Below are 3301 nucleotides of genomic sequence, written 5' to 3'. Positions count from 1 at the left end.
GTCGTGGCGGGTGCCACGGCGGCGGCCGACGTGGGCCCGGAGGCCGGCGCGACGGCATACGCAGTCGTGGCGGCGATGGCGGGGGTCGCGAGCGCGGCAGCGACGGCGGAGGCGCCGAGACGGAGCCGGAGGCTGGGTCGGGATGTCATCGGAGTCGCCTCACTTCACCGGGCAACCGGCGGGCGGGTCGATGCGGAAGACCGTCATCATGCCGCCGAAGGTTGCGCCGTAGTTGGTCGCCTGCTGGAGCGCGTGGCTGTGGGCCACGTGGTAGTACTCGCCGCACTCGTTGTTCACGGTGATGTTCGAGGGGAACGAGCCCTGCTGACCGAGGTAGGGGCTCTCGTTGAACCAGGTGTCGGTGCCGACGAGCAGCTGGTCGGTGATGACGGGCAGCTGGGTGGGCACGGGGTTCGTCGTCGCGTTCCAGTGCTCGACGTCGCGCCAGTCCATGAGCGCGTCGACCGTCTGGCCCGGCATCACGTCGAGGTCGTACTTGAGGTACGACAGGTCCTGGCCGGCGGCACCCACGAGGGCGTGGCCGTCCGTGTTCACGACCCGCTCGTCACTGCCGTGCGGGTGGAAGGGAAAGCTCACGCGACCGGCGTTGAGGTAGCGGATGACCGCCGGGTCCTTGTTGGTGGCCGCGTCCCACGGCTTGATGTGCACGAGGGCGCCGTAGGGCTGGTTGGGCAGCCACGACGCGTTGTTGGGCGCCAGGGTGTCGGGCATGCTGCGGCCGTTGATCATGTAATAGCGCGCGTTGTATGCCGTCCAGTCGACCGGCTGCTGGCGCTCGACGGCCAGGTGCACGTCCGGGTCGATCTCCGACAGCAGGAAGACGTACTCGTGCTGGGGGTTGAACACCGAGTCGCTGCGGTCGTTGACCTGGCCGGCGGCGATGGCGGGGCGCACGACGAGGGCGCCGAACAGCCCCATCTCCTGCTGCTTCGTCACGTCGGTGCCGCTCGTGTAGAGGTACGTCCCGGGTGAGCCCGCCGTGAACTGGTAGGTGACCGAGCCAGACGTGGCGGCCGCCGGCTGCACCATCGAGGTGAGCGCCTTGCTGGTGGCGTCGAACTGGGGCTGGGCCGCGTTGCCGTCCGCCGTGACGCCCTTCTGGCCCGGGAAGACGATCGACGTCGGCTCGGGCAGCTCGTTGTGCAGGACGACGGTGACGACCTGGCCCGACGTGACGCAGAGGACCGGCCCGGGCAGCTGGAAGTGGCCCGAGCTCAGGCTGTAGCCCCACGAGTAGATCGAGTTGCCGTCCGGGGTGGAGACGTAGCCGTCCCGGGCCGTCAGCGAGAACGTGCCCTGGTTGCCCTTCTCGCAGAGCAGCCCCTCGGACGTCGCGGCCTGCGCGCCCGAGGTGGCGCCGAGGGCGGTGGCGGCCACGACCGCACCGACGCCCACCACCACCGGTGCACGCCCGCGGATCCGGGTCCTGAGCGGCACCCGGCTCCGGGCACCACGTGATCGGTTGAGTCGCATCATCATCCCTTCGTCGAGTCGTCAGGTGTTGGGCTGGGTCTGAGCCGGGTAGGCCCCGGGTGCGCCGACGCGAAGGACGGTCATCATGCCGCCGAGCCCGGCCGCGCCCCCGTTCCCGGTGAGGCCGTGGGTCCGGTCGTAGAGCAGGTACTCGCCGGGCCTGGTCGGGGTGAGGAGCACGTCCCGGCTCTCACCGGGGCCCACGTCGACGCTGTTGGTCACCTGGTAGTTGCTGCTGCCGTCGCGGCCGCGGAGCAGGCTCGCGTCCTTGGCGACCACCGTCATGTCGACGTTGTCGAGCGTCATGGCGTGGTTCTGGTAGCCGAGGTTCGACAGCCGCAGCAGCACCGTCTCCCCGACGTTGCACGTGATGAGCGAGCTGATCGGCTGGTACTGGAGGCGGCCCGCCGCCGGCGACAGGGGATCGCCCCCTGGTGCGAGCGTGTCCGGATAACCACGTCCGTTGAGCAGCCAGAAGCTGGGGGCGTAGTCCGTCCAGTCGCTGACCTGGATGTGGGCGTCGCGGTAGTGGGCGGCCGACCACAGCTCGGTCATCATGAAGGCGAACTCGCGGTCGTAGCGGGTGCTCCCGTCGCCGTCGTTGTACGCGTACGTGAGACGTTTTCCGACAGGAACCGTGCCAACGCGCGTGCCGTTCTGCTTCGGCCGCACGAAGACCATCCCGGTCATGCCCATCTGCACGTGCTCGACGTCCTCGAAGTGGCAGTGGTACATGTACGTCCCCGCGTCGTGGGGCCGGTAGAAGTAGGACAGGTTGCGCCCGATCGGCACCGACAGCGACAGCTCGGGCACGCCGTCGAAGAGCGGGATGGCGTTGACGAACCCGTGCCAGTGCAGGGTGTGGCCGTCGAAGAGGTCGGGCCGCTGGAGCAGGCCCAGGTTCGTCAGGGTGATGGTGATGTCGTCGCCCTCGTCGAATGAGAGCATCGGGGCGCTGATCTGCGCCTTCCCGCGGGTGGCCGCGACCTGCGCGTCGGAGAACCCCGTGACGTCGCGGAAGCCGAAGACGTACGTGTCGAAGCCAGGAGGGGCCAGCGAGTCCGGGTAGAAGGGCAGGTCGGCGGGCGAGCCGGCCGGCATGCTGACCCAGCCGTCCGTGCCGGCCAGGTGCACCGTCTTGGGCGTGCCCGGCGTCGTCGCGCGCGGCGTGACGACCTTCGGCATCGCCGCAGCGCTCCCGAAGGACGCCCTCGACCCGAGGAACGTCGCACCGAGTGCGCCGGCGCCCCCGAGGATGACAGCTCGTCGCCCGAGTCCCGCACGCTCCGCTGAGGTGGCGGCTGCGGTGAAGACGCTGCTCTCGTCGTTCATGGTCTGCTCCATTGGTCGGATCGACCGGTGCACCGGTCCATCGGCGTGTGCTTGGTCGGCGTGTGGTTGGTCGGCTTCCCCCACGGGGGAGCCGGGAGAGTGGGGACCCCGGGGCGCGCGGGGGGGGTACACCTCTCTGGCAGGTGTCACGCCCCGGGGCAGTGAGTGGCGACGCATCACGGTCTGACCTGGTCAGAGCCCGCATCGATCGGCGTGGCCGGCGGCGGAGCCGTCGGTCGCGGGTCCCCGTCGATGTCCCACGTCGGTGCCGGCACGGCGACCGTCCAGGAGGTGCCGAGGGTGACGGTCTTCGTGACCGGGCCGACCGCGTGGGCCGCCGCGCCCGTCCCGGTGAGGTGGTAGTCGGCGCGCAGCCTGGGCGGCAGGAGGGCCGTGACGATCGCGGCCTCCCGGAACGCCGGGTAGGTGCGTGACGCGAGCACCGTGACCGTGAGCTCGGGCGTCGGGTCGACGA

Annotated in this window: 3 protein-coding genes; all 3 read right to left on the bottom strand. The window is 70.3% G+C overall.

Going from position 1 to position 3301, the window contains the following annotated elements; all coding sequences use genetic code 11:
* Nucleotides 1-159: 159 nt before the first annotated feature.
* Entirely contained in the window at nucleotides 160-1398 is a 1239-nt protein-coding gene (locus AC1DP0_RS19950) for a multicopper oxidase domain-containing protein (RefSeq protein WP_478087953.1), read from the bottom strand.
* Nucleotides 1399-1515: 117 nt separating this feature from the next.
* Nucleotides 1516-2826, bottom strand: a complete 1311-nt coding sequence (locus AC1DP0_RS19945; RefSeq protein WP_478087951.1) for a multicopper oxidase domain-containing protein — start codon at nucleotides 2824-2826, stop codon at nucleotides 1516-1518.
* 176 nt (nucleotides 2827-3002) lie between these two features.
* On the bottom strand, nucleotides 3003-3301 hold a 299-nt coding region (locus tag AC1DP0_RS19940; RefSeq protein WP_478087949.1), incomplete at its 5' end, for a hypothetical protein.

This window comes from Terrabacter sp. P5_B1 (genome assembly GCF_056400505.1).
Note: the sequence above shows the minus strand (reverse complement) of the source record. Positions and strands in the feature narration are given on the sequence as shown.

What these genes read in the sequence shown, in the direction of transcription:
- AC1DP0_RS19945 (WP_478087951.1), bottom strand. Translation starts at nt 2,826, where the DNA reads ATGAACGACGAGAGCAGCGTCTTCACCGCAGCCGCCACCTCAGCGGAG.